The following is an 18,663-nucleotide window of genomic DNA, read 5'->3' on the forward strand; positions in this document are numbered from 1 at the left end:
TTCACGGGCCGCAAGTACGCACATAAAACGCCACTAGTGCCGGAAATGATACCGTCGGAGACAGCCCATGCCCCGCACCCGCCGCCACACGGGCGCCTGCAGCCCCGGCTGCGCCGTCGAGGCGACGCTCCGGCTCATCGACGGCAAGTGGAAGGGCGTGATCCTCTACCACCTGCTGGAGGGGACCCTGCGCTTCAACGAGATCCGGCGGCGCCTCGCCAGCGTGACCCAGCGCATGCTCACCAACCAGCTGCGCGAAATGGAATCCGACGGCCTGATCACCCGGACGGTCTACGCCGAGGTTCCTCCGAAGGTGGAATACAGCCTGACCGAGCGGGGGCGGTCCCTCGATCCGGTCATCCGCGCGCTGAAGACCTGGGGTGATCTGCACGCGGAATTGGCAGATACGGCTCAAAACGCCGCCTGATTGGGCAAACCGGTGCCGAATATGGGCGCGACCACATAACCGGATCTTTATGACTTGGCCGGAAGGTGGCGCATCTCCCGCCGGACGGTTCCAGAACTTCCGATGCCGATCCTCGCCTCGCTCCGCGCCCGCATCCTGGCGGTGGCGCTCGCCCCGTGCCTCGCCTTCGCGGGGGCGGCGGGCCTCGCCGTGTCGGACCAGTGGGCGCGCCGCGCCGAGATAGGCCGGGTGGAGGGCCTGGTCGGCCTCGCCTCCCGGATCAGCGCCTTCGTGCACGAGGCCCAGCGGGAGCGCGGCGCCTCGAGCCTGTTCCTGGGCGCGAAGGGCGCGCAGTTCGGCCCGGAACTGGCGGCCCAGCGCGAACGCACCGACGCGGCGCTTGCCGGGCTTCCCGAGGCCATGAAGGCCGCGACGGGCTTCGGGCCGGTCTTCCAGGCGCGCGGTGAGGGCTTCGCGCGGGCGCTCACCGGGCTGGCCGCGCAGCGCCGGGCGGTCGACGCCCTGACGGCGGCCCCGCCGCAGGCCGTGGCCTACTACACGGGCCTGATCGGGGAGGGGCTCGGCCTGGTGCGGGCCATGGGCGGCGCGATCGACGAGGCCGGCCTCGCCGCCCGGGCGAACGCCTACGCGGCCTTCCTGGCGCTGAAGGAGGCCGCCGGCCAGGAGCGGGCCGCCGCCTCGGCGGTCTTCGCCTCCGGCACCCTCGACCTCGCGGCCGCCCGCGGCCTCGCGACCCTCGCGGCCGACCAGGCGACCTATGCCGGCCTGTTCCGGGCCGGCGCCGAAGCGGGGCAGGCGAGCCTGCTCGACGCCGCGGAGGCGACCGAGCCGTCCCGCGCGGTCGCCCGCCTGCGCGCGGGCGTGCAGGAGACGATGCCGGGGACGCCCCCGGCCTTCCGCGACGCGCCGGGGTGGTTCCGCCTCGCCACGCAGCGGATCGACGCCCTCAAGGGCGTGGAGGATCGGCTCACCGCCGACCTGGTGGCGGCCGCGGGGGCGGCGCACGCCCGCGCCGAGCGGATGCTGGCCCTCTGGGCCGCCGGCGGGCTCGCCCTGTTCGCCCTCTCGGCCGGCCTCGCGGTCTGGCTCGGCACGGCCATCGCCCGGCCGCTCTCCCGGATGGCCGGGGTGCTGACCGCGATCGGCCGGGACGCGGGCACGGCCGACCTGACCATCCCGACCGGCGGGCCGCGCGAGGTCCGGGCGATCGCCGCGGCCGCCCTGGCGTTCCGCGACAGCGTCGCCGAGCGCCGGGCGGCCCGGGCCGCGCAGGAGCGGCTCGCCGCCGAGACCGCGGCGGCCCAGCGCGCGGCCGCCCTCGGCCTCGCCGACAGCTTCGAGCGCCAGGTCGGCGGGATCGTCGAGGCCGTCTCGGCGGCGGCGGCCCAGCTGGAGGCCTCCGCGCACGGGATGGCGCGGGCCGCCCAGGACACGACCGATCTGAGTCGGGCGGTGGCGGTGTCGGCCGATTCGGCCGCCCGCTCGGCCGACACGGTGGCGGCGGCCACCGAGGAGCTCACCGCCTCGGTCCGGGAGATCGGCGTGCAGGTCGGGTCCTCGGCGGACCTCGCGGCGAACGCCACGCGGAGCGCCGACGGCATGGCCGGGGAAGTCCACCGCCTCGCCCAGGCGGCCGGCAGCATCGGGGAGATCGTCGCGATCATCTCGCAGATCGCCGGCCAGACCAACCTGCTGGCGCTCAACGCCACCATCGAGGCGGCCCGCGCCGGGGAGGCCGGCCGCGGCTTCGCGGTGGTGGCCGCCGAGGTCAAGACGCTCGCGGAGCAGACCGCCAAGGCCACCGAGGAGATCGCCCGCAAGGTCGCGGAGATCACCGGATCGACCGAGGCCTCGGTCCGGTCGATCGGCGGCATCACGGCGGTGATCCGCGACCTCGCGCGGATCGGCGCCGAGATCGCCGCCATGGTCGAGCAGCAGGGGGCGGCCACCGCGGAGATCGCCCGGACCACCGCGCAGACCTCGCAGGACACACGCGGCGTCTCGGGCCACATGGCGGGTGTCGGCGCGGCGGCCGGCACGGCGAGCCAGGGTTCCGCCCAGGTGCTGCGGGCGGCGGCCGACCTGTCCCGGCAGGCGGGCGACCTGCGCGGCGCCGTCGAAGGCTTCCTGGCCCGGGTCCGCGCGGCCTGAAGAGAGGCTTCCGGCGGGTCGAGCCCCCTGGCGGTGTCGGGAACCGTCTCGGCGCGAGGCGGCCCGGGGATCCGATGACGGGCTTGCGGCCGCCACGACACGCCGCGCTCCCTGGGCGGCACGGCGATCCAGGACTTCGAGGCCGAACGCGCCGACCGCCACGAAGGCTCCGCGCCGGCCGCGAGAGGGCACGGGGACGGTGCACGCCCGGAACCCCGGGGCTTCAGCGCGGGATCCGGGCCGGATCGCCTCCGGGTTTCCGGCCCCGTCGGGAATCAGTCGGGAATCGCGAAGCCGATCGACAGACACAGGGCCGCGACGGCCGTCAGGGCCATGGCGGCCTGACGGACCTGACGCCAGCGCGCGCTGCGCGCGCGCTCCTCCGGGCTGGCGCCGAGCTGGAGCTCGTCGTCGAAGCCCGTCACGAAGGATTCGAAACTCGGGAAGGCGCGCCGCGCGAGCCAGATCCACACGCCGACGGCGATCAGGCCGAGGACCCAGCCGCCGTAGGTAAACGCATCGTCCAACATCCGGCGCAGCCCTCGAGACGACGCCCCCCTCGCGACTTATTCTACGGGAAGTTGCGAAGATTGCCTAGGCGGAAGAAGGGCTTCCGGTGGCGGTTCCGTGTTTCCGAACGTGTCTCGCCGGGACCGATCGGGTGCCGGTCCGGCCGCGTCCCCGTCGCGCGTCCGTCACGGCCCCGGCGGGTTCCTGTCGCTCCCCTGTCAGTCTCTTGTCAGTCTCTCGCGCGGCCGAGGGCGTAGAGGGTGATGGCGGCGGCGTTCGAGACGTTGAGGCTGCGGATCGCGCCCGAGAAGGGGATCCGGGCCAGGACGTCGCAGCAGCCCCGGGTCCGCTCGCGCAGGCCCTTGCCCTCGGCACCCAGCACGATCACCAGCGGCCGCGCGATCGTCAGCGCGTCGAGGCTCTCGGGCGCGTCCGAATCGAGGCCGACCCGGGTGAAGCCGCGCTCGCCCAGGGCGATCAGGGCCTCGGCGAGGTTCCGGACGGTCACGAAGGGCACGTGCTCCAGGCCGCCGGAGGCGGATTTCGCCAGGACCCCGGTGGCGCCCGGCGCGTGGCGCGCCGTGGTGACGATCCCGGCGACCCCGAAGGCCGCGGCGGTGCGCACGATCGCCCCGACATTGTGCGGGTCCGTGATCTGGTCGAGCGCCAGCAGCAGCGCGTCGGCGGGCAGGTCGTCGAGGCCGGGCGCGGGCAGGGGCTCGGCCTCCAGGTACAGGCCCTGGTGGACGGCGTCCGGCCCGAGCAGGCGGCCGATGTCGCTCGGCCGCACCAGCTCCGGGGTGATCCGCACGGCGCCCCCGAACTCGGCCTCCAGCCGCGCGGCCGCGTTCTCGGTGGCGAGCAGCCGGTGCAGGCCGCGCTGGGCGTTGCCCAGGGCCTGCACCACGGGATGCCAGCCGTAGAGTACGGTCGGCCCGTCGCCGCCCTCCTCCCACGGGCGGGACGCCCCGCCCGGGCGACCTCCGGACCGGGGGGCGGGGCGCCGGGGCCCGTGCGGGCGGGGCCGGGCGGGGCGTCCGCCGGGCGGCCGGCCGTCGTCGCGGCGATCCGTCATCGGGCCGCGATCGGCGAAGGGGCCCTGGATCGGGCGAGGCTGGGTCGGGCGAGGCTGGGCCAGACGAATTCGGGCAAGGGGGGCATCGGCGCGCTCTTCTCTGAGGGCCCTGTCGGAAGGAGCCGAGAAACCGGGCGGCATCGCGCGCGTCAAGCCGGCATCACACCGGGAGCTGCCGGCAGCCCTCGGGGATCCAGGGCCAGGACGATCGACGGAGCGCGCCGGCACGGCACCGGATTCCGTCGCCGACCCGTCAAGTCGGGACGGTCCTCCCGCGTAGGAATGTGGAAAACGAACTCATATTCCCTTTGTGACCTGTGCATGTGCGGGCGCGACACGGTCGTTCGTCAGAACGAACGGGCTGGTCCGCAGTAGGAAGATTATCTGGGAGAATCTCTCAGAGAGTCAGTTCAGCAAGTTATATGGGGTTGCGAATTCCGCATCTGTGCCAGGGCCTTGGCCTGCGTTCGCGCATTCGACTCTGCGCCGGCCCGCATCGGACTCTGCGTCGCGGCGTATCCGATTCTGCGCCCGGAGGGCCGGTCGGCGTATCGGAATCTGCGCGGCGGCGTATCCGATTCGGCGCGAATCCGGGCCCGGAGCGGTGAATAACGGGGACGGACACCGAGCGGTCCCGCGTATCGGACTCTGCGTGGGATCGCCGGGGGAGCGGGGCCCGTATCGAACTCTGCGCGTGCCGGCCCGGGAGCCGGCCGTGAAGGGAGCAGTGTCGGCCCGCTTTCGGGCGTATCCCCGCGACCGGGGAAGCGTGGATAGCCGGGACAAGGCCGATCGGACGGGGGCCGCGGCGGGCGAATCGTGGCATGGCAGGATCGGGCCGTCCGTCCGCCTGGCGGATCGACGGCCCGTGTACCGCGGGCCGAGGGGCGATGAGCATCGAGGAGAAGATCGCCGGGATCCACGACCCGGACCTGCGGGCCGAGATCGAGGCGGCGCGCGGCGGCTTCCTGTTCGCGCAGATCGTCGAGCACGTGCTGCACCGTCAGCGCGAGCGCGACGCACAGGCCGCCCTCCTGGGGGAGGAGGAGAGCCGCCGGGCCGGGCTGTCCCGCGACCAGCGCCGCCGCGACGCGGTGCGCCTCGTGATCGAGAACGAGCCGGCCGTCCCGTCGAGCCTCCAGCACATCCACTCGGTCCTGGCGCTGTGCGGCCTGCCCTACCGGGACCCCGGGCCGGTGCGGGAATTCTCCCGCAGCTACGGCCGCAACTCGCTCAACCTGATCGCCGGCCGGATCAAGGACCCGGAGACCGGCGCCTTCGAGCCCCAGGGGCTGCCCTACGGCCCGAAGGCCCGGCTGGTGCTGCTGCACCTCTGCACCGAGGCCGTGCGCCAGCGCAGCCCCACCGTGAAGGTGGCCGAGACCCTGTCGGGCTTCATGCGGGAGATGGGCTTCGCGGTCACGGGGGGCGAGCGGGGCACCATCCGCCAGTTCAAGGAGCAGCTGAACCGGCTGGCCGCCTGCTCCATGCAGATCGGCCTCTGGGACGGGCGCGACAGCGCGACCACCCTCAACGTCCCGCCGTTCCGCAGCCTGGAACTGTGGCGCCCCCGCGCCGGGGAGGGGGACGACGAGGCCGGCCGCACGGTGCGCTTCGATCCCGAATTCTACGAGACCCTGATCCGGCACGCCCTGCCGGTGGACCTGCGGGCGGCCCGGGCCTTCTCGGGCTCGGCGCGCAAGCTCGACCTGCTGTTCTGGACCGGCTACCGCCTGCGGTCCCTGCAGCGGCCGCTCCGCCTGACCTGGGCCAACCTCCACGCGCAGTTCGGGGCCGAGAACGCCTCGATCCGCAGCTTCCGCCAGGCGTTCAAGGCCGATCTCGCGCATCTGCGCGAGGTGTTTCCGCGGCTGCCGCTGGTGCTCGACGACGGCGGGCTGACCCTGCACCCGGCCGATCCCAGCACGCTGCTCGTGCCGCCTCGCCCTGCGGCTAAGGGAATACGGAAGCGCCTCAAGGAATAGAACAGGGATCGCTGCCTCTCATTCCCTCAGGGAATGGCTGCCTGACGGAATATGTGACGGTGGCTATTCCCTGAATGGCGCGGAATGAGATATGTGTTCCGTCCGCCTGGAAGGAACATCACGTGGCCCTGTCGGATTCCGAGATCGCGGCGCGGCTCGCCGCGCTGCGACGCCAGCGCGAGGCGCTCGATCGGGAGATCGCCGATCTCGTCCTCTACCAGGAGCTCGGCCGCCGGCTCGCGGCCGGCGGAGCGGACGCGCGGCCGGACCCGGCCCCGAAGCCCGAACCGCCGGCAGGGCCACGCCGAGACCCGGCCGACGAGCCGCCGCGGGGGCGGGACGTACGGGACGTCCTAGAGGCCCGGTCCGGATCGCTTGCCGACGCGGCGGGCGCGGACCCCGGGCACTGGGGCGCGCGGACCGGTCCGGCGGCGCGGTCCGCGGGGGCGCCCGGTCCCGTCGGCGCCGCCGGACCGATCCCGCCGGCGATCGCCTTCACGGAGGACGCCGCCGGCGCCCGCCGCTACGGCCGGGCCTTGGTGCAGGCGGCCTGCGCGGCGATCGCGCGGGCGGGCCGGCCGCTGCACGCGGCCGAGATCCTGGAGGTGCTCGCCGGGCAGGGCTTCACCCTTCCCGGCCGGGATCCGGTGGCGGCCCTCAACACGCGCCTGTGGAAGCGGTCCGGGCCGGGCGGCCCCCTGAACCGGGTCGCCGAGGCCACCTACGCCCTGGCATCCATCCCGGGATCCGCCCCGGCATGGCCGGGGCCGGAGCCCGCCTGAGGGGCGCCGGTCACGAAGACGTGAGGCCGGACCCCGCCGGCTCCCCCATATTGGGGGGGCGCCGCGACGGGCGATCTGCTTGGCTGCGCGCCGGCAGACGGCGTCCCGGCCGGGGAGGACGTGCATGGACAGGATCGGCCGTGATCGGATGATCGGGCGGGCGCGATGACCGCGGCGCTCGCCGCGCCGGCCACGCAGGTCTGCGCCTTCATGCTCGGCTGCGCGCTGATCCACGTCGCCCGCGGCCACGCCGATCTGATCACGCGGCTCCTCGCCGTCACGGCGGTCGGCGCGGCCGTGCTGGTGCTTCTCGTCGCTTCCCTCGACTACGCGCCGGAAGGCGGAACCTTCGACGAGGTCACCGTCTACGCGGCCTCCTGATCCGGCCGCCCGATCCGGCCGCTTGGCCCATCAGGGGCCGCTCAGTTGACCAGGCAGAAGCCCTGACCGGTGCCGATCCGGCGCTCCTGCGCGCACCAGGGCTTGGACGCGCCGGGGCCGGTCGCCGGAACCTTCAGGCTGGCGGTCGTCTGCGCGGGGTCGGCGGCGGTGCCGCGGAGGGTGAGGCTGCCGACGGGCACCCGGCCGGGCGCGGGCCGGAGCGCGACCGGATCGGGGCCGGCCTCCGCTCGCGATCCCGGCGCGACCGCGCCGTCCGGTGCCGGGAGCGCGGGGCTCGCCGCCACCGGTTGCACCGGGTCGGGCGGGCTCAGGGTCGCGAGGCCGGGCATGTCCTGCGCCGCCGCGGCGCCGCACAGGACCAGGCAGGCGGCCGAGGCCGCAAGGAACCTGATCATCGACGAAGCTCCTGACGAGAACCATTCCGCCGGCCGGTCCCGCGGGCCGGACCTGCCGTGAGGCTGAGTCTGGCCTCCCGCTCGTTAAAGGGGCGCGAAGATTCAGGATTAACCGGTTTTGAAGATCGCCGTCTCCCCGGAGGCGGACAGCCTTGACGGCCCGCGCGGCGGGCCGCCGTCGTCCGGGAATGGAGGCCCGGCGACCGGGTGCGGACGCGGCGCGGAGCCGCTCCCGATCGCGCCGGGAACGGCTCCGTGCCGTCGTTTCGGGCCGTCGGTTCGGGCCGTGTCGCCGCGAACCGCCCCGGGTGGGCGGCGCGCCCTCCGCCCGACGGGTCTCGCCGCCGGCGGAGGGCGCCAGGGTCCTCAGTGCGCCGGGGCCGCCACCGCGGCGGCGAGCCGGTCGTGCGGGACACCCGACCCGCCCACCACCGCGATCCGGCTGCCGCCGGCGCTGCGCCGGCTCGCCCAGTCGCCGATCATCTCCAGGCAGGTGTGGTCGATGGCCGCGAGGTTGTCGGTGGCGAGGCGGACCTCGCCGCCCGCGGGGGTCCGCTCCAGGGCCGCCGTGAGGCTCGGCAGCTGCAGGAAGGTCGCCGCCCCCGACAGGCGCAGCTCCGGCACGCCGGGCACTTCGGGGGCCGCCGCGTGCTCGATCCGGAGCCGTCCCTTGCGCAGGCTTGGCAGGGCCTGGATCAGGCTCAGGGCGAGGCCGGTGAGCACCCCGGTGAGCAGGTCCACCGCCACCACGGTGGCCATCGTGGCGAGCCAAATCGCCGCGGTCAGCCAGCCGTAGCGGGCCTGCAGGTGCAGGGCGTGGGCCGGGCTCGCCAGCCGCCAGCCGGTGACCACCAGGATGCCGGCGAGGCTCGCGGTCGGCACCAGGGCCAGCAGCCAGGGCAGCACCAGCAGGAACGCCAGGATCCAGGTCCCGTGCATCACCGTGGCGGCGCGGCTGACGGCGCCCGCCTGCACGTTGGCCGAGGAGCGCACGATCACCCCGGTCATCGGCAGCGCGCCGGCGAGCCCGCAGATCAGGTTGCCGATGCCCTGCGCGCCGAGTTCGCGGTTGAACTGGGTGCGGGGGCCGTCGTGCATCCGGTCGACGGCGGCCGCCGAGAGCAGGCTCTCGGCGCTGGCGATCACCGCGATGACCAGGGCCATGATCAGGATCTCGGCCTCGGCGAGGCGCGCCCAGGATTCGGCCGCCGGCAGGGCGAGGCCGGAGAACAGGGCCTCCGGCACCGCCACGCGCTTGACGGCGAGATCCCCGAATCCCGCCACGAGGCTGCCCGCCAGCACGCCGACGAGCGCCCCGGGCAGGAGCCGGAGCCGCGCCGGGCGCAGCCGCTCCCAGGCGATCATCGCCGCGATGGTGATCCCGCCGACGATCACGGCCCCGGTGCGGTCGCCCGTGCCGCTGACGAAGTTGAAGAACGCGGCCGGGATCGCCACGAGGTTGTCGAGGCCGCTCGCCCGGGGGAGGGCGTCGGTCAGGACGTGGATCTGGGCCAGCACGATCAGGATCCCGATGCCGGCCAGCATGCCGTGCACCACGGCCGGCGAGATCGCCCGGAACCAGCCGCCGACCCGCAGGGCGCCGGCGACGAGCTGGACGAGGCCCGCCACCACCAGGACGGGACCCAGGGCGTCGAGACCGTGCGCCTGCACGAACCCGTAGACGATCACGGCGAGCCCGGCGGCGGGCCCGCTGACCTGGAGCGGCGAGCCGGCGAGGAGGCCGACCACGATGCCGCCGACGATGCCGGTGATGAGGCCGCGCTCCGGCGGCACGCCGGACGCGATGGCGATGCCCATGCACAGGGGCAGCGCCACCAGGAAGACCACCACGGAGGCGGGCAGGTCCCGGGCGAGGCTCGCCCGGACGGCGCCGTCCGGGGCGAGGGCGCTCTGCAGGCTCGTGGTCAGGCGGCCGGGGGCGCGCATGGTCAGGCCGCCTGCAGGCGGCTGCTGGCGGAGGAATCCTGCGCCACGGGCATGTCGGCCCCGGCGATCGGCCGGAATTGCCCGCTCGCGCCGTCGTAGGCCAGGAGGGCACCGGTCTCGATCTCGAAGAACCAGCCGTGCAGCCGCAGGGATCCCTTGGCCAGGGCGGCGGCGACGCTCGGATGGGTGCGCAGGTTGGCGAGCTGGACCACCACGTTCTCCAGGGCCAGGGCGTGGTGGCGGGCCTGCGCGTCCATCCCCTCCGGATAAGCCTCGCAGACGATCCGCTCGGCGGCCTCGGCGTGGCGCAGCCAGGCGGCGACGCTGGGCATCCGCTTGAGCAGGTCCCGGTTCATCAGCCCCTTCATGGCGCCGCAATCCGAGTGGCCGCAGACCACGATGTCGCGCACGCCGAGGGCCACCACGGCGTACTCGATCGCCGAGGAGACGCCGCCGACCACGTCGGAGGCCGGGGGCACGATGTTGCCGGCGTTGCGGCAGACGAACAGGTCTCCGGGTCCCGCCTGGGTGATGTGCTCGGGCGAGACCCTGGAATCCGCGCAGGCGATGATCAGCGCGCTCGGGTGCTGACCGTCGCGCACCAGCTGCTGGTACATCTGCCGCTGGCCGGGGAAGACGCTGCCCTGGAAGCTGGCGATGCCCTGGATGAGGTTGTTCATGAAGGGTCCCTGAGGCTGGGAGAACCGGAAGGCGAGAACGGGGAAGGGCGATGCGCCGGAGTGCGCCTGCCGGACGGCGGCGCGGGACGGGAGCGCGGAGCGGTCTCCCGTCGGCTCCGCCCGGCCGGAGGGGCCGGGCGGCGGGTCTCGGTGTCGGGTGATGTGTCGGGTGTCGCGTCGGGTGTCGCGTCGGAGGCCCGGCCTCCGACGTCTCAGCGACGGACCCGGCGGCGCTCCGCGGTTCCGGAGGCCCAGTGCGGGTCGACAACCTGGCCGCGCGCCACGGTGGCCCCGGCCCTGTCGTGAATCATCGGCGCCCCGAGGAGCTGCCCGGACCCGGAGCGCTGCGAGTGCAGCGAGCGCGGGTCGTGGTGCGGGTCGTTGATGTAGGAACTCATGTGGCCGCCGCCGGCGGCCTGCCGGCTCCCGCCGCCGCCTTCGCCCGCCTGCGCCGCCAGGGGCGCTCCGAGGATTCCGACCACGAGGCCGAGGGCGAGGCCGAAGGCGGGACCGGCCGCGTGGCCGCGAACCGGGAGATGTCGGGACTGGGTGCGGGACTGGATCATGACGTTTCCTCGCTGTTCGACTTGTGGCGAGGGACACCGCATCCCTGCCGATAAGTCGACCCTAGTCTACATTTTCGGAATAGCGTGTGCGCATCGGCACATTGTATCTACGAAAGCTTTAATCCGTGGCGTAAGTACTATCGTGTGCGTCCGCGCACGTCTTTGTCCATCTTGAGAGAGGGGCCGGGATTAAGGACAGGTCTGGCGCCGACGGCGCGGAGCGTGTCCTTCCGGCGCGAGTCCGCGGCGCGCAGGGCCGCGCGGCCGCCCTCGCACCGCGGACGCGCGCGCTGTCGGGTGCGGTCGGGACGACGGTCGCCCGGGCCGGAGCGGGGTCAGGCCCGTCCGGTGTGGAGACGCGTCGCGGGCAGGGGATTGGCCGCCACGTAGACGAGGCCGCCGGCCTCGTAGGTGAGGCTGGCGGTCCTGCCTCCGGCGAGGCCCCGCTCGAGCAGGCGGGTGCCGAACCCCCTCCGCGACGGCGAGACGACCGGCGGGCCGCCGCACTCGCGCCAGGTCAGCCGCAGGGTCTCGGTGTCCGGACCCGCCTCCACCGTCCAGGCCAGCGCGGCCCGCCCGCCCGGAACCGACAGGGCGCCGTGCTTGACCGCGTTGGTGCACAATTCGTGCAGGATCATCGTGAGCGCGAGGGCGCCCTCGGGCGGCAGCCGCAGGTCGGGGCCGTCCAGGGTGATGCGCGGGGTGTTCGCACCCGGAGCGTCCCGGTCCGCAGGGTCACGATCCGAAGTCTCCCGACCGGAGGAATCCCGGTTCGACGGATCGCCGCCCGCGGGGTCCGGACCCAGGAAGGGCCGCACCGCCTGGGCGGCGATGCCGCGCAGATCCGCGCTCGCCCAGCTCTCGCGGGTCAGGATGTCGTGGGCGCGCGACAGGGCGAGGAGCCGCGCCTCGAAGGCGTCGCGCCCGGCCGCCGCGCCGGCGCCCAGATTCTTCAGGCTCTGCGCCGCCATCGCCTGCACGGTGGCGAGGGTGTTCTTCACCCGGTGATTGAGTTCGTCGATCAGCAGCCGGTGGGTCTCGGCGCGCCGGGCCCGCTCGTCCGCCGCCGCCGCGAGGGCGTCGGCGATCGTCGCGCCCTCGCGCACGAGGGAGCGGGGCAGCGTCGGCAGGGGCTGGTCGCGGCCCAGGGTCTCGGCGGCGACCGCCAGATCCAGCAGGGGGCGGGCGATCAGGCCCGCGAGCAGCCACGCGAGCAGCGCCGCCGCGAGGGCCACCGCGCTGCCCGCCGCCAGGATGCCCCCGCGCAGGGCCGCCACCGAGGTCAGGGCCCGGTCGGCCGTCTGCCGCACCACCACCTGCCAGCCGAGGCCCGGATAGTCGCGGTGGCCGGCCGTGGACGCGCGGGCGCTGAGATACGCGGCGTCGTCCGGCCAGGGGCCGACCCGGCTCGTGCCCTCCGGATCGAGGGGCCGGCCGCCCGCCAGGACCGAGCGGGGCAGGGGGGCGCCCTGCAGGGCGGGCGGCCCGAGGAGCACGGTGCCGTCGCGGGACAGGATCAGGATCTCGGCGCCCTGGCGGTGGCCCCGGAGGCCAGCCTCGAGGATGCGGGCCATGTCGCGCGCCCAGGTCCAGTCGAGATGGGCGGCCAGCACCCCGAGGACGCGGCCGTCCGGCGCCCGCACCGGCGCCGCGACGTCGAGGAGCCGCAGGGGCTCGCGCGACGCCGCGCGCGCGGCGGCCTCGTCCGGGGGCATCAGCGCCTCGAGGAGCTTGGCCGGGTGCACGTCGCCCACGTAGGGGCCCGCGCGGCCGCCGCGGAAATAGTCGCGGCCGGAGACGTCGGCGCCCTCCAGGGCGCCGGTGCTGGTGACGGAGAAGCGCCCGTCGGCGTCGATCAGCCCGATGATCGAGTAGGCCGGGTAGGTCGCCTGGAGCCGCTCCATCACGGCGCGCTTGGCGGCCGTTCCGGTCCCGGGATCGCGCAGACTGTCCGAGGCGGCGGCGATCTGGATGTCGCGCCAGCGCTCGAACATCCCGATATCGAGGCCCCGGGCCATCTGACCGGCGATCTCGGCGAGCTGGCCGCCGACCTCCGCCTCGAGCCGTCGGGTCGCCTCGCGGCTCACCAGGGCGGCGAGCGTCAGGGTCGTCAGGAAGCCGAGCGTGCCGAAACCCAGGGCCAGCACGACGCGCAGCCGCGGCGCGCGCCACCGGTCACGCCATCCGCCGCGGCGGCCGGCCCGGTCCGCGGGGCCGGCGCAGGGCGCCGCAAGGGATTCCGATCGCGCGACCGCTTGCATCCGATCTCCCTGGGATCGGCCGGCTCCCGGTGGAGGGAGATCGTGCCCGCGATCCCGTCTCAGCACGCGGGGCAGGCCTCAGCAAGGCGGAAACGGGCCTCGGCGATGCAGAATTTCTATCGGGAGTTGCAAATCTGCACGCCGTCGTCCCCCCGGCGTCTGGGTGCAGTCCGGGCTGCCGGCCGGGGCCTCAGTCCTCGAGAAGGGCGTGGGCCGCCCGGACCAGGAGCCCGCCCGGCCGGCGCAGGGCGTCGAGCACCGAGAAGTGCTCGGCCCCGGGGACCGGCAGCAGGGAGCCGGGGGCGTGGGCCGCCGCCCGCAGGGCGTGCAGGTTGCGGGCGTCGTGGATCAGCGCCGGCAGTTCGCGGGAGCCGTAGGCGATGCAGAGCGGCTTCGCGATCACCGGGAGCCGCAGGGGCGACAGGGTCTCGATCTCGCCGTCGGTGAGGCTCAGCTTGGCGTCCAGGGAGGTCTGGCGGATCGGCGCGAGGTCGTAGACGCCGGAGATCGCCAGGCCCGCCGCCACCGCCGGATGGCCGAGCTGCATCGCGGTGAGCAGCCCGCCCGCCGACCAGCCCGACAGGATCAGGGGACCGCGGATCCCGCGCGCGGCCCCGTGGGCGGCCAGCCAGTCGAGGGCCGCGCCGATCTCCGCCACGATCCGGGAAAGGCTCGCCTCCGGCGCCAGGGTGTAGCCGACCATCGCCACCGACCAGCCGGCGGCGTTCGGGCCCTCCGCGAAGCAGGCGAACAGCTCCCGGGCGCCCCGCTGCCAGTAGCCCCCGTGGATGAAGACCAGGCAGGGCGCCGCCGCGTCCCGCGCCGGGTAGAGGTCGAGGGCGTTGCGGGCGCCGGGGCCGTAGGGCACGTCGAGGCCGGCCGGATGCGCCGCCCGATAGGCGGCCGAGGCCGCGTCCCGGGCGGCCACCTGGGCGGCGCTGTCGGCCACCGCGCGGGTGTTGTCGTAGCAGGCGTCCCGCGCCTCCTGCGCGAGGGTGTCCCAGCGGCGGCGCGGATCCGCGGGGGTCGGATCGTCCAGGCGGAACTCCAGCACCATCGTGTCCGTCTCGGGCCGCTGCGGTCGCCCGCACCATGGCAGGCGGCCGGGCCCGGGTCGAGGCGGTTCAGAAGCCGGGCGCGGCACCCGGGACGGTGCCGTCGTAGCCCCAGCCCGTGAGCGGCGGCGCCGCGACCCGCTCGCGCGTCGCCGGGGCGACAGTGCGGGCGAGGGGCCGGGGCCGCTGCCAGACCCGCCAGAGCGGCCGGTCGCGCGCCGCCATGCGGGCGAGGGTCAGGTCCATGTCGGAGGCCGCGCGGTGATGCGGTCGCCCGGCAGGGGGCGCGGCCTGCCGGCGGGCCTCGGCCGGGGCGGCCAGCAGCGGGGCCGTCGGCAGGAGGAGCGTCGGCAAGAGGAGCGTCGACAGGAGGACGGCGAGGATCGGGGCGGGACCGGGACGCATGGTCGGGGCTCCGGGACGAGCGGGCCGAAGGGGCCCTACCCGGCGGCTACGCCCGAACGTCGTCCCGGTTCCGGAGCGGCGCCGGCCGGGCCGGGCATTGCCCTGGATCCCCGGAAGGCCGAGAACTCCGGCGGACGCCGCGTCCCTCCGAAACCGATTCGGGAGGGGCGGTGTGCCGGCCGCGGCCTGGCCGAGACCCAGCCAAGACCCAGCCAAGACCTCCCTACGGCCTCCCCACGACATGGGATCCATGACAGAGTCCGCACAGACCGCCACGCCGCGCCCCGGCACGCCCGATCCGGCGGCGCTGCTCGCCGCGCTCGTCGCCTTCGACACGGTGAGCGCCCGCTCGAACCTGCCTCTGATCGACTGGGCGGAGGCCTATTGCCGCGACCTCGGCGCCGCGGTCGAGCGGGTGCCGGATCCGACGGGCCGGAAGGCGGCGCTGCTGGTCAGCGTCGGGCCGTTCGAGACGCGCCCCGGCTACGTGCTCTCCGGCCACAGCGACGTGGTGCCGACCGACGGCCAGCCCTGGTCGTCGGACCCGTTCGTCCTGCGGGAGGAGGGCGGGCGGCTCTACGGGCGCGGCACCTCCGACATGAAGGGGTTCCTCGCGGTCTGCCTCGCGCTCCTGCCCGAGATGGTCGCGGCGGAGCTCGCCACCCCGATCCACATCGCGATCTCGTACGACGAGGAGATCGGGTGCCTCGGCGTGCGCCCGCTGATCGCCCGGATGCTCGAGCGCGTGCCGCGGCCGCTCGGCTGCTTCGTGGGCGAGCCGACCGGAATGGACGTGGTGGTCGGCCACAAGGGCAAATCGGCCGCCCGCCTCACCTTCCGCGGCAAGGCCAGCCACTCGGCCCTGGCGCCCCAGGGGGTCAACGCGGTCGAGTACGCCGCCCGCTTCATCGAGCATGTCCGCCTGTCGGCGGAGGCCATCGCCCGGGACGGCGCCCGCGACGCGCTCTACGACGTGCCCCACACCACCGGCCTGTCGAGCGTGGTCCGGGGCGGATCGGCGCTCAACATCGTGCCCGACAGCTGCAGCGTCGAGTTCGAGTACCGGGCGATCGGCGCGGACGATGCCGCCGCGCTGGCGGCGTCCGCGATCGCCTACGCCACCGGGACGCTGGCGCCGCTGATGCGGGCCGGCGATCCGGCCTGCGGCGTCGCGGTCGAGCCGCTGATCGATTATCCGGGCCTCGACACCGATCCGGAGGCGGCGATCGTGACCCTGGCCAAGCGCCTCGCGGGCCGCAACGGCCACGCCAAGGTCTCGTACGGCACGGAGGGCGGGCTGTTCGAGCGGCTCGGCGGCGTGCCGGCCGTGGTGATCGGGCCGGGCTCGATCGCGCGCGCCCACCGGGCGGACGAGTACGTCACCCGGGACGAACTCGCGGCCTGCGCGGGCTTCGTGCGGCGGCTGATCGGCGCCTGCGTGACCGGCTCCGCGGCGGCGTCCCAGGGTGCGCTCCCGGGCTGAACCGGCCTCCGCGCCGGTCGGGCGCGCCGCCGGTCCGCGGAGCCTCCGCCGCGCGGCGCGATCTCACCAGGGCGATCTCACGAGGGCGATCTCACCAGGGGATGCGGCCGAAGCGGTCGACCAGCCGCCGGTACTCGGCCTCGCTCTCGGCCCTCGACGTCCCGCCCTGGCCGACATCCGAGCTTCCGGAGCCCGGATGCACGAGGCGGCACACCAGCGGCAGGACGAAGCCGTGGCGCGCGAGCTGCACGTTGGGGCCGCCGAGCTGGAGGACGTTGGCGAGCCACGGGCGGACCAGGGCCGCGTGCTGCAGCGTGACGGGCGCCGTCGCCTCGACGAGGTGGGCGCGGCGCAGGCCGGTCTCGGCGAGGCGGCCGAGCCACTCGTTGTCGTAGTGCCACTTCGCGGCCGGGCTGATCGCGCCGACCTGCGCGAAGGTGGTCCGCCGCATCAGCCAGCCCGACGGCGTCGCGAAGTCGTTGATCCGCACCACCTCGCCGGCCTCGTCGGTCTCGAGCTGGGTCGAGGAGACGAAATCGAAGCGGTCCAGGGCGCGGACGGCGACGCCCAGATAGGGCGGCAGCCAGCGATCGTCGTCCTCGAGGAAGCCGACGAGGTCCCAGCTGTCGTCGACGGCGGCGATGGCGGCGTTCAGCGCGGGGATCTGGCCCTTGCGCGCGCCGCGCGCGAAGGTGACCTGCGGGTGCGCGGCGAGCCGTGCCGGGATCTCGGTCCCGGGATCGGTCCCGACGAAGAAGTGGATCGTCGCCGGCCGGTCGAGCTCCTGGGCGTTGGCGCTCGCGATCGCGTGTTCCAGGAAGTACGGGCCGGCCTCTCCGGCCAGGGTCGAGGGTTTGAGCCGCGACGGCGTGATGATCGCGATTCGCATGGTCAAGGCTCGCCGGTTCTGCAGATACGGTTTGCGGTCCGGTTCCCCCGATCTGCGCGCCGTCACGCGTGATCACCGCGCGTCGACCGAGAGAGACTTGCAGAACTGGAGCCGAGACGGGACCGTGCCTGTCAAGTCTCGGCCGGTCGGTTCGGGTTGAGTTCAATAATGGTCGAAAAGATTTCGAGCTACTGTATACATCGCGATCGATCAATCGACCGAGAATCGATCCGAAATTCTGAAAATTTCCGGTGTTCCATTATTTTCGCGAAACGGCTTGAATCATTGTTGCCGCGATGCCACCCTTCGCTGGAAGAAGCGCGGCATGCCGGGCGGCGGAGCCCCTCCCGGCCGGCACCGGCCCGTCGCGGAGGAAACCTTCGCGCCGCTCGCGGCTTGGATCAGCGCCTTGGATCACCGCCTTGGATCAGCGGTCCGCACCGGGCCGGGTTGAGGGAGACCCTTCAGAGCATGGCCAGCCTCAGCGTCGCGATCGCGTTCGGCGTCCGCCTGCTCCTCGTGCTGCTGTTCCTGCCGTTCAGCGCCCTCGACAAGATCCTGAACTTCAGGGGCGCGGTCGGGCAGGCGCGGCAGGCCGTGCACGCCACCGCGCCCGCGGTGGCGCTGATCCTGATCGGGCTCTGCGTCGAGATCGGGATGTCGCTGTGCATCCTGACCGGGACCGCCGACCGGGCCGCCGCCTTCGTGCTCGCCGGCTATTGCGGGGTGACGGCGCTGCTGTGGAAGCAGTTCTGGGTGCCGGGGGATTTCTGGGCCGGGGGCAGGGGCCGCGAGCTGTTCTGGGACTTCCTGAAGAACTTCGCGCTGGCGGGCGGCTTCCTGCTCATCACCTTCGGCACCGGCGCCGGGACGGTCCAGGACTTCCTCGCCGATCCGCTCGGATCGACCCATCCCTACGCGATCGCCGACCGGGCCCGGCCGTAGCGGGGCGCGGTCTGCGCGGCTCGGCGCGGCGGGGCCCTCAGCCCTTCGGCACGGTGGCTTCCATGGACGGGCGGCGCTCGAACTCCGCGTACCAGGCGGCGACCGCCGGGCGGCCCTCCCGCCACGCGAGATCGGGGAAGCGCAGGTCCAGGTAGCCGAGCGCGCAGCCCAGCGCGACCGTGCCGATATCCAGCGCCGGCATCCCGCCGACCAGGCTCTCGAACCGGTCCAGCGCCGCGCGGATCTTGCCGACCTGACCGGCCTCCCAGGCGTCCCAGCGGTGGGGCTCGGGACGCAGCACCCGCTCGTAGCGGGTGAGCAGCGCCGCATCGAGCAGGCCGTCGGCGAGCGCCTGCCGGGTCAGCGCGTCCCAGCGGGCGGCGCCCTCGGGGAACAGGTGCGGGCCGGCGGAGAGGCCGTCGAGATACTCGCAGATCACCCGGCTGTCGTAGAGGGCTGTGCCGTCCTCCAGCACCAGGGCGGGGATCTTGCCCAGCGGATTGTGGGCGGCGACCTCCGCGGAGGGGCCGGTCGGCGAGGCCCCCGCGACGGTGACGGCGATCCGGTCGATCAGGCCCGTCTCGTGGGCGAGGACCAGCACCTTGCGGGCGTAGGGAGAGGCGGGGGAGTAGAGGAGCTTCATCGGACCGTCCCGGTTTGGTCTCAGGCGCCGTGATCGCGGCGCCGGGACCTTGCACCGATACC

18 protein-coding genes are annotated in these 18,663 nt (G+C 74.3%); 7 read left to right on the forward strand and 11 right to left on the reverse strand.

Annotated elements, in window-relative coordinates:
• The first annotated feature begins 67 nt into the window (after positions 1–67).
• Together ACLBYB_RS28195 and ACLBYB_RS28200 are read left to right on the forward strand one after the other, a co-directional pair.
• On the forward strand, positions 68–427 hold the full coding sequence (locus ACLBYB_RS28195) for a winged helix-turn-helix transcriptional regulator (RefSeq protein WP_447700746.1): 360 nt from the start codon (positions 68–70) through the stop codon (positions 425–427).
• 102 nt (positions 428–529) lie between these two features.
• Positions 530–2,578, forward strand: a complete 2,049-nt coding sequence (locus tag ACLBYB_RS28200) for a methyl-accepting chemotaxis protein (RefSeq protein ID WP_447700747.1) — start codon at positions 530–532, stop codon at positions 2,576–2,578.
• 275 nt (positions 2,579–2,853) lie between these two features.
• Here the strand turns inward: ACLBYB_RS28200 and ACLBYB_RS28205 are convergent, their stop codons facing one another.
• Both ACLBYB_RS28205 and ACLBYB_RS28210 read right to left on the reverse strand, forming a co-directional pair.
• Positions 2,854–3,108: a hypothetical protein gene (locus ACLBYB_RS28205; RefSeq protein ID WP_026605300.1), complete on the reverse strand. Its 255-nt coding sequence runs from the start codon at positions 3,106–3,108 to the stop codon at positions 2,854–2,856.
• 209 nt (positions 3,109–3,317) lie between these two features.
• Positions 3,318–4,163 (reverse strand): TrmH family RNA methyltransferase, encoded by an 846-nt coding sequence (locus ACLBYB_RS28210; RefSeq protein WP_447700748.1) that lies wholly within the window; start codon positions 4,161–4,163, stop codon positions 3,318–3,320.
• 890 nt (positions 4,164–5,053) lie between these two features.
• On the opposite strand from ACLBYB_RS28210, the gene ACLBYB_RS28215 reads away from it, so the two are divergent.
• From ACLBYB_RS28215 to ACLBYB_RS28225, 3 genes are all read left to right on the forward strand, one after another.
• A complete protein-coding gene (locus ACLBYB_RS28215) occupies positions 5,054–6,148 on the forward strand; it encodes a replication protein RepA (protein ID WP_091677303.1) in 1,095 nt (364 codons plus the stop codon).
• A 122-nt stretch (positions 6,149–6,270) separates the two neighbouring features.
• Positions 6,271–6,930: a hypothetical protein gene (locus tag ACLBYB_RS28220; RefSeq protein WP_447700749.1), complete on the forward strand. Its 660-nt coding sequence runs from the start codon at positions 6,271–6,273 to the stop codon at positions 6,928–6,930.
• A 165-nt stretch (positions 6,931–7,095) separates the two neighbouring features.
• Positions 7,096–7,311: a hypothetical protein gene (locus ACLBYB_RS28225; RefSeq protein WP_103985046.1), complete on the forward strand. Its 216-nt coding sequence runs from the start codon at positions 7,096–7,098 to the stop codon at positions 7,309–7,311.
• A gap of 41 nt (positions 7,312–7,352) precedes the next feature.
• Here the strand turns inward: ACLBYB_RS28225 and ACLBYB_RS28230 are convergent, their stop codons facing one another.
• The 7 genes from ACLBYB_RS28230 to ACLBYB_RS28260 form a co-directional block, all read right to left on the reverse strand.
• Positions 7,353–7,727 carry a hypothetical protein gene (locus ACLBYB_RS28230; protein WP_091926290.1) on the reverse strand — a complete coding sequence of 125 codons (375 nt, stop codon included), beginning with the start codon at positions 7,725–7,727 and terminating at the stop codon, positions 7,353–7,355.
• A 366-nt stretch (positions 7,728–8,093) separates the two neighbouring features.
• A complete protein-coding gene (locus tag ACLBYB_RS28235; protein WP_244540042.1) occupies positions 8,094–9,674 on the reverse strand; it encodes a SulP family inorganic anion transporter in 1,581 nt (526 codons plus the stop codon).
• A gap of 2 nt (positions 9,675–9,676) precedes the next feature.
• Positions 9,677–10,354, reverse strand: coding sequence for a carbonic anhydrase (locus ACLBYB_RS28240; protein ID WP_020095513.1), 678 nt, complete (start codon positions 10,352–10,354; stop codon positions 9,677–9,679).
• Between the two features lie 212 nt (positions 10,355–10,566).
• Positions 10,567–10,920 (reverse strand): hypothetical protein, encoded by a 354-nt coding sequence (locus ACLBYB_RS28245; RefSeq protein WP_244435330.1) that lies wholly within the window; start codon positions 10,918–10,920, stop codon positions 10,567–10,569.
• Between the two features lie 335 nt (positions 10,921–11,255).
• The gene (locus ACLBYB_RS28250; RefSeq protein ID WP_447700750.1) at positions 11,256–13,181 is read right to left on the reverse strand and encodes a sensor histidine kinase; all 1,926 of its coding nucleotides are present in this window, start codon (positions 13,179–13,181) and stop codon (positions 11,256–11,258) included.
• A gap of 190 nt (positions 13,182–13,371) precedes the next feature.
• A complete protein-coding gene (locus ACLBYB_RS28255; RefSeq protein ID WP_020095516.1) occupies positions 13,372–14,238 on the reverse strand; it encodes an alpha/beta hydrolase in 867 nt (288 codons plus the stop codon).
• Positions 14,239–14,305: 67 nt separating this feature from the next.
• Positions 14,306–14,641, reverse strand: coding sequence for a hypothetical protein (locus ACLBYB_RS28260; protein ID WP_447700751.1), 336 nt, complete (start codon positions 14,639–14,641; stop codon positions 14,306–14,308).
• Between the two features lie 250 nt (positions 14,642–14,891).
• Between ACLBYB_RS28260 and argE the strand changes: the two genes are divergently transcribed.
• Complete coding sequence (gene argE / locus ACLBYB_RS28265) at positions 14,892–16,124, forward strand: acetylornithine deacetylase (RefSeq protein WP_103985050.1); 1,233 nt, start codon at positions 14,892–14,894, stop codon at positions 16,122–16,124.
• Between the two features lie 91 nt (positions 16,125–16,215).
• Here the strand turns inward: argE and ACLBYB_RS28270 are convergent, their stop codons facing one another.
• Positions 16,216–17,013, reverse strand: a complete 798-nt coding sequence (locus ACLBYB_RS28270; RefSeq protein WP_132367795.1) for a glycosyltransferase family 2 protein — start codon at positions 17,011–17,013, stop codon at positions 16,216–16,218.
• 471 nt (positions 17,014–17,484) lie between these two features.
• On the opposite strand from ACLBYB_RS28270, the gene ACLBYB_RS28275 reads away from it, so the two are divergent.
• Positions 17,485–17,958: a DoxX family membrane protein gene (locus ACLBYB_RS28275; protein ID WP_447683475.1), complete on the forward strand. Its 474-nt coding sequence runs from the start codon at positions 17,485–17,487 to the stop codon at positions 17,956–17,958.
• Positions 17,959–17,995: 37 nt separating this feature from the next.
• Here the strand turns inward: ACLBYB_RS28275 and ACLBYB_RS28280 are convergent, their stop codons facing one another.
• Positions 17,996–18,601 (reverse strand): glutathione S-transferase, encoded by a 606-nt coding sequence (locus ACLBYB_RS28280; protein WP_447700752.1) that lies wholly within the window; start codon positions 18,599–18,601, stop codon positions 17,996–17,998.
• Positions 18,602–18,663 lie beyond the last annotated feature (62 nt).

The organism is Methylobacterium sp. D54C (assembly GCF_053345595.1).